Source organism: Petrotoga mexicana DSM 14811 (assembly GCF_002895565.1).
In the GTDB taxonomy this organism is placed as follows: Bacteria; Thermotogota; Thermotogae; order Petrotogales; family Petrotogaceae; genus Petrotoga; species Petrotoga mexicana.
This window is the reverse complement of the sequence record NZ_AZRN01000031.1, coordinates 35,078-42,326: the sequence shown is the minus strand read 5'-3', so window position 1 is coordinate 42,326 and position 7,249 is coordinate 35,078. Positions and strand designations below refer to the sequence as shown.

Genomic DNA, 7,249 nt, shown 5'->3' with positions numbered 1-7,249 from the left:
ATGAACTAAATGGAACCTATGGCGTGTAAGTCTTTGTAAAGCCAAAAACTGAGAACCACGCCAAGGGGAAGAAGAAATCTTGCCACATCTAGCGAAATCGGCTATGACGTAAGCGTCCAAATGATCTGTTTTATCGATATCGACAAAAGTCTTTTTGTAATTGGCTGTAGTTTTTGGATTAAGCTGGTACACAAGAGGTTTAAAAGGCAAAAGTTTCTTATTAGTTGACAGGAAATTGGCTATGTGAGTACTGTAAAAAGAAGTAGCTTCCAAAGCGATAACGACATAATCAAGGTTGTTAGAAACAAGGCAATTGGAGATAGCCTCAGCAATGTATTCAGCACCTATTCTGTTATTTTTAGTATCAAAATCAAGGAGTTTATTGTTTTGGAAATCGATTGCACAAACTGTATTAGTTAGAGAACTCACATCGATACCGACAAACAAAGTAGATAAAACGTCGTAATTCATAGTTATTTCACCACCTTTCGAAAAAAGATAAAGGATGAAAGAAAGAGATGCCCTAATCTTAGCAGCCAAAGGCAACCTCGCGCTCTATGAGCATCCACCAATGAAAAATAGCCTTGCTGATGGCCTAATCAAGGGTGATGCAGTAATCGGTTAGCAAGTTGACTGCTAAGTCAGGAAACAAGCTTTTTAGGCAACGGCCAAAAGGCCTTGCAGGGGGGCAAGGAATCTTCCCTCGCTAATCATCCTGGTACTATTTTAGCATTAGGGCATCTCTTTACAAAAGAAATAATAAAAAAAGAAATAATAAAAAAAGAAATAATAAAAAAGATCAAAAGACAGATTTTTAGTACCATTTTTTAAGTTTCATAACTATACATATTATACGAGGGGGCTATTAGTATGAAAAGATTGTTTGTACTTTTGGTAGCTATGTTAGTTGTTGTCTCTGGTTGGTCTCAGATGAAAAACCCTGATATCATCTTCGATGCCACTATTGGAGAAGCGGATACTCTAGATCCTCACCATGCTTACGATGCCGCCAGTGGTGAAGTTATTTTCAACGTTTACGATAACTTGATAGCATACGATGGTGAGAGCTTATCTAAATTTGTCCCTATGCTTTCAACGATTGTCCCTTCAGTTGAAAATGGTTATTTGAGGGACGGCGGAACAACATATGTCTTCCCAATAAGAGAAGGTGTGAAATTCCACAATGGTAACGATTTAACAGCTGAAGATGTCGAATATACCTTCGAAAGAGGCATCTTGTATGCTCCTGCCGGAGGTCCAATGTGGATGTTTTTAGATCCTATGTTTGGGGTTTCAGATATTAAAATTTTGGTAGAAGATTATGTAGGTGCTTCATGGGGCACGATATTTGATGATGATATGAATCCAACAACTCCAGAATACGAAGATTCTCTAGTTAATTTCTATTATGATGTGATAGATCCTGCAGTAGAAGTTCAAGGCAATGAAGTTCATGTTCATTTGGCAAGACCTTTCGCCCCATTTTTGAATGTACTCGCTTCAGGAAGTGGTTGGGGTGCGATATTAGACAAAGAATATTCTGTAGAAATAGGTATATGGGATGGAAATGCAGAAGGTTGGTGGAAGTATCACGGATGGACAAAAGAACAATCTCCATACGCAGACCATGCCATGGGAACAGGTCCGTATGAATTGGTCGAATGGGATCACGCTCAACAAAGGGTAACGCTCGAACGATTCGACGATTACTGGAGAGGCCCCGCCCCAATAAGAAGAGTAATCATTCAAGCTGTAGACGAGTGGTCAACAAGAAGAGCTATGCTTGAAACAGGCGATGCCGATATTGTAGATACTCCTGTTGAATATTTAGATATCGTAAAATCGATGAAAGATGTAACAGTTTTTGAAGGTACACCTGAAGTTCAAACTCAGAGTTTGCAATTTAATTGGACAATTAATCCGGAATCGCCTTACATAGGATCGGGTCAGTTAGATGGAGAAGGAATACCAACTGACTTTTTTAAAGACGAAAATGTAAGATTAGGTTTTGCTTATTCGTTTGATTATGAGGGTATGATAGAAGGAGTTTTAAATGGGCTGGGAACGCGTATACCAACAGCTTTACCAATTGGATTCTTAGGTTTTGATGAAACTCTTCCGTTATATGAATTTGACCTTCAAAAAGCTGAAGACTATTTTAAACGTGCTTATAATGGAAGATTATGGCAAACTGGTTTTAAAATGTCAATATTATATAATACAGGGAATGATACAAGGAGAATAGCTGCAGAAAACATAAGAGATAATTTGGAAAAAATCAATCCAAGGTTTCAAGTTGAGGTTAGAGGGATTCCCTGGGCAACTTATCTTGACCAAAGAGAAAACCTGATGATGCCTGCTTTTGTTATATCATGGATAGCAGATTATCCTGATCCTCACAATTTCATTTTTACATATTATCATAGTGAAGGTCGTTATGGATTATATTATGGAGAAAATTATGTACCTTTTGCAACTTTAGCAAGACCAGAATTTGGTGGGCAATCACTTAACGAGATGATAGAAAAAGCCGCAGTTGAAACAGATCTTCAAAAAAGAGAAGAAATCTATATAGAAGTTCAAAAATTCGTATCAAAACATGCGGTTTGTGTTCCACTTTATCAGCCAGAAGGGATAAGGGTTCAACGCTCTTGGTTAAAAGGGTGGATAGATAATCCCATCTGGCCTGGAGATTATTATTATCTTTATACTAAAGAAGATTAAGGAGAAAAGATGTTTTTAACGGGTAACTTGAAAATAGATAAAGATGGTGTATTGGAAATTTCTGGTGTAAAAAGTACTCACTTAGCTAATGAGTATGGTACTCCATTATTAGTGTTGGACGAAATTAAAATTAGGGAGAACATCAAAAGGATAAAAAATGTCTTCGATAGCGCTGATTATACTAATTATGAAATCGCTTATGCTTCGAAGGCATTTTTGAATACAGAGCTTTGTAGAATTTTACAAAGTGAAAATGTGTCTTTAGAGGTGGTTTCGGGTGGAGAACTGTATATAGCCTTTCATAGTTCTTTTCCTGTAAACAAAATTTTCTTTAACGGCAACAGTAAGACTAACGAAGAATTAGTTATGGCTCTAGAGAATGATGCAGGTCACATTATAGTTGATAATGAAGATGAATTTAGAAACATTGAAAAGATCAGTAAAAGATTAAGAAAAAAGACAAAAATTTATTTTAGGGTTATCCCCAACATTTCTCCAGACACTCATAAGTATATTTCAACCGGTCAAAAAAATTCCAAATTTGGGATGCCTTTTGATGACATGTTGAAACTTATTAAATCCATCAAAAATTCTGAAAACTTGGAGATAAAAGGTATTCATGCACATATAGGTTCTCAAATAAACGAGGCAGAACCTTATGTGGAGTTAGTAAAGACTTTTTTTGATCTTTTAAACAAAATAAGAGGAGAAACAGGGGTTGTTTTACCAGAAATTGATATTGGTGGAGGATTTGGTGTAGCACACTCGACTTTTGAAAAAGCTATAGATATTCAGAATGCTATAAAAAGAGTCATTCAAGAAGTTAGATTTTTATCAAGTAAATTTCATTATCCTTCTCCAAAATTAATAGTAGAACCAGGTAGATATATTATTTCTAACGCTGGAACCACACTTTACACTGTTGGCACGATCAAGAAGACTGAAAATAAAAAATACATAGTTGTTGATGGAGGTATGGCTGATAATATTAGGCCTGCATTGTATGGTGCAAAATATGAGGCGTTTATTGCTAATCGGTCAAAAGATAAAACAAACTTAGAAAAGGTTACAATAGCCGGTAGGGCTTGTGAATCAGGAGATATTTTAATTGAAGAGACTTGCCTTCCAGAAATAAAATCTGGAGATTTGTTAGCGATCCCCTCTACTGGAGATTACACCTATTCGATGTCAAGTAATTATAATGGTTTTCTAAAACCTGCCATTGTTTTAGTTAACAATGGAAAACACAAGCTGATAACAAGAAGGGAAATTTACGATGATTTAATAAAAAGGAATATTGAAAATAGCGAATGGAGATAAAGAATGTTAAATGAATTTATATGTACTCATTTAAAAGATAAAAGGTTATATGATCCTGATTTTTGGATAGATAGATTGGATAACCCCGATGAAATTTTGATGGATGAATATGAAATAAAATCATTCAACCATCTTCTTCACAAGAAGATGGTTGAATCTCATTTAGAAAACTATTATTACGATTTTTCAAATGCAAAAGATGAAATAATAGCAAATAATTTTATAAACGAAATTGAAAAGGTAATGCCATTGGAAGATTTAGAAAAATTAATCGGAGAAAATTTATTTTTCAAAGATAGTGAAAAAATAAGACCATTGAACAAAGATAAGTTAAGAGAGTTTCTCTCAAAATTTAGAGATTTCAAAAAGGGGATTTCTGAGGATATTTCAATATCTTTTGGCTTAGTAACTGATAGAAGCGGTTTAAAATCCATTCCTTTCAGATATCCATTAGGAATAACACCAAATCGTCCTTTTCATGATATTACCAGGCTCACCACTCTTTCACCAGGAGAACCTATTTTAATATACAGAAGAAGTTTTGAAGTAAATTGGTATTTTGTTCAGAGTTCTTTTTATTCAGGGTGGATAAATAGAAAAAATTTAATCGAAGTTTCTAAAAAAGAGTTTTTTGATTATAATAAATCGACAAGAACTCTAATATTGATGGAAAGTAAAATTTGCACTGAAGAGATGCCTATAATTGGTAAATTTCATTTTCAGATGGGAGATAAGTTAGTTCTAGCAAATGAAGATGAAACAAATAGATTTTATTTTGAAACGAACACCTTATTTCCTGAGGGGTGTTATCCGATAAAAATCCCTCTTAAAAATAGATTGGACAATGAAACATATGGGATTCTCCCAATTTCTTCGGCAAAAGAAGTAAAAACTTCTTTCCTTGATTTCAACCAGAGAAATTTAATTAAACAAGCGTTTAAAATGGTTGGTGAAAGATATGGCTGGGGAGGGAGCGATTACAATAGAGATTGTTCGCGTTTCATAATGGATATATTTAAGTGTTTTGGAATATATTTGCCAAGAGATACTAAGTATCAAGAAATCATGACTCCTGCTGAAAGAACTTCTTTCCCTCAGCAAACAGAGGAAAGAAAAATAATATTAGATGGTTTAAAAACCGGGGATATTCTTTTTATGAAAGGTCACGTGATGATGTATTTAGGTAAATTTGGAAATGAATACTATGTAAAGCATCAAGGGGCGGGCTTTAAGCAGAAAAAAACTAATGGAGATTTTGAGAGTTTCGATATTCATGGTACATTTATTATGCCTCTTTCTGCCTATACTTTAGGTACGAGAACTACTTATTTGGACTCTCTTTCATCGGCCGTAAAAATCACACAAGGTCTTAATAAAATATAAAAATTATCGGAACTTATATCTTTCTATCTTTTTGGGTGAGGTATATTTTTTTGAAATTTTTTAGTTTTCCTAAGGCTTTTTTGGTGAAAGAAGAAATGATTGTTTAAAAATCTTTATCAATCTTTTAAGCTTCCCTGTGTAAGCCCTGCAATAATATACTTTTGCGAGATAGCAAATACTATTATTGTTGGTAAAAGAGCGATCACAATTCCAGCAGCCAGCACATTCCACTGAACACCCGCCTTTGATACAATAGAATATAGCCCTACAGGTACAGTATATTTGTCGGAAGTGTTTAAAAACATAACCGCTGTAAACAGCTCATTCCAATTATTGACAAAAGAAAAACTGAGAATAGCTGATAGCCCGGGTAACATTAAGGGAATAGTGATTTTGAATAGAGATTGGATTTCGTTACATCCGTCAATTAATGCGGCTTCTTCGATGCTTTTTGGAATTCTATCAAAAAACCCCTTAGCCATTATGGTACTAAAAGCTGCACCAAAACCACTATAAATTATTACTAAGCTTATAAGTTTATTGATCAAATTTAAATTTGAAAACATTGTATATTGTGGAACCATGATTAAATAAGTTGGGATCATCTGAGAAAAAAATAAAAATAATATAATAGGATAATTCCATTTGAATTCTTTTCTTGAAAGTATATATCCACTTAACATAGCAAATATTGTTGAAACAAATGAAGCACCTAAAGATACGAAAATACTGTTCACAAAATACCTTTTAAAATTTACGAATTCAAATAATCTTTTGTATCCATACAGTGTGGGATTATTTGTCCAATACTTAATTGGAAATGAATATATTTCCTGCGTGGGCTTTAACGAAGTTAGTATGATCCAGTATAACGGAAAAATTGCAAAAATAAAAAACATAGAGAGTAAAATTATACGTATAACTTTAGGAAAAATTTTTTTCTTCATAAGCTAAACTCCCGTTTAGAAGTTAATTTTAAGTACATGATAGTATAAATGAAAAGAATTGAAATAATAACCACACCATGTGCTGCGGCTTTACTGTAGTCGGATTCATAAAAAACGGTATTTATAATCTTTACAGCCAAAATCTCTGTGCTGCCAGCAGGCCCACCGCGTGTCATCCCGTAAATGATATCAGGAAAATTCATAATCCATATGGTTCTCAATAAAATGGTATTTATCAAAGTGGGTTTAATATATGGTATAGTGATATTAAAAAGCTTTGTGAAGTAACCTGCACCGTCGATTTCCGCTGCATCGTAAAGAGAATCAGGGACAGACTGTAAGGCTGCTAAAATCATGATGGCAAAAAAAGGTATACCATACCAGACATTCACTAAAATAACAGAAAACATTGCTAACGAAGGGTCCGAAAGAAAACTAATGTTTTCTTCAATGATTCCAATTTTTATTAATATATCGTTGATAACCCCAAATTGACCATTTAACAACCATGACCAAATTAAGCCTATTGCAAATCCAGAAATTGCCCATGGATAAAAAACTAGTCCTGCATATATACCTCTACCTTTAAAAGGTTCTTTCATCAAAAGGGCTAAAATAAAGCCTAAGATCAATTGGAAAAACACGGAGAATAAAACCCATTCCAAGGTGTTCCAAATAGTATTTATATAAAAAGGATCAGAAAAAATGGCTTTAAAATTTTCAAAGCCTACCCATTCAATATTCTGGAAGTTGTAAAGGGAGTAATTTTTGAAAGATAACATTACCCCACTGACAGTGGGGTATAAAATAATAAAAGATATTAATAACAAAGTGGGTAATAACAAGAAAAAAATAAATTTTCTTCGCTTCAATTA

At 33.9% G+C, this 7,249-nt stretch carries 6 protein-coding genes; 3 read left to right on the top strand and 3 right to left on the bottom strand.

Translation table 11 applies throughout. The features are described from left to right. Window positions 1-540, bottom strand: a 540-nt coding sequence (locus X927_RS06740; protein ID WP_146026592.1) for an IS110 family transposase, incomplete at its 3' end; no start/stop codon positions are given. A 330-nt stretch (window positions 541-870) separates the two neighbouring features. Here X927_RS06740 and X927_RS06735 point away from each other — a divergent pair. From X927_RS06735 to X927_RS06725, 3 genes are read left to right on the top strand one after another with little or no spacing between them, the layout of a single operon-like run. Beyond that, a complete protein-coding gene (locus tag X927_RS06735; protein ID WP_103077329.1) occupies window positions 871-2,724 on the top strand; it encodes an ABC transporter substrate-binding protein in 1,854 nt (617 codons plus the stop codon). Between the two features lie 9 nt (window positions 2,725-2,733). Continuing rightward, complete coding sequence (gene lysA, locus X927_RS06730; RefSeq protein ID WP_103077328.1) at window positions 2,734-4,044, top strand: diaminopimelate decarboxylase; 1,311 nt, start codon at window positions 2,734-2,736, stop codon at window positions 4,042-4,044. A gap of 3 nt (window positions 4,045-4,047) precedes the next feature. Continuing rightward, window positions 4,048-5,427, top strand: coding sequence for an NlpC/P60 family protein (locus tag X927_RS06725; protein WP_103077327.1), 1,380 nt, complete (start codon window positions 4,048-4,050; stop codon window positions 5,425-5,427). Between the two features lie 116 nt (window positions 5,428-5,543). Here the strand turns inward: X927_RS06725 and X927_RS06720 are convergent, their stop codons facing one another. Further along, a complete protein-coding gene (locus X927_RS06720) occupies window positions 5,544-6,374 on the bottom strand; it encodes a carbohydrate ABC transporter permease (RefSeq protein WP_103077326.1) in 831 nt (276 codons plus the stop codon). Next, on the bottom strand, window positions 6,371-7,246 hold the full coding sequence (locus X927_RS06715) for a carbohydrate ABC transporter permease (protein WP_103077325.1): 876 nt from the start codon (window positions 7,244-7,246) through the stop codon (window positions 6,371-6,373). Before X927_RS06715 ends, X927_RS06720 begins: the two co-directional genes overlap by 4 nt. Window positions 7,247-7,249: the final 3 nt, after the last annotated feature.